This window comes from Pseudomonas sp. KB_15, assembly GCF_052114525.1.
GTDB lineage: Bacteria > Pseudomonadota > Gammaproteobacteria > Pseudomonadales > Pseudomonadaceae > Aquipseudomonas.
Genome location: NZ_JBFREX010000371.1, coordinates 1 through 360 on the forward strand (window position 1 = coordinate 1; position 360 = coordinate 360).

The 360-nt window shown below is 68.9% G+C and carries 1 protein-coding gene; it reads left to right on the forward strand.

What is annotated here, in order from left to right; genetic code table 11:
• Positions 1 to 360 (forward strand): formate/nitrite transporter family protein (locus AB4Z35_RS31340; RefSeq protein WP_442101344.1); only part of this gene is annotated, 360 nt, incomplete at both ends.

The following is a 360-nucleotide window of genomic DNA, read 5'->3' on the forward strand; positions in this document are numbered from 1 at the left end:
GGCCGGCGCCATCCTGGCGCTGGCGGCAGCCTTCGCGGTGTCCATCACTGTCAACACCGGCAACGCGCTGGTTGGCGCGCTGCTGTTCCCGGTTGGCTTCTGCATGCTGTACCTGATGGGCTTCGACCTGCTGACCGGCGTCTTCACGCTCGCGCCGCTGGCCGTGCTGGACCGCCGCCCGGGCGCCACCTGGAGCGGCGTGCTGCGCAACTGGGGCCTGGTGTTCTGTGGCAACCTCGCCGGCGCCGTCACCGTGGCGTTCTTCATGGCCATCATCTTCACCTTCGGCTTCTCCGAAGCCCCGAACGCCATCGGCCAGAAGATCGGCCACATCGGCGAAGGCCGCACCGTGGGCTACGC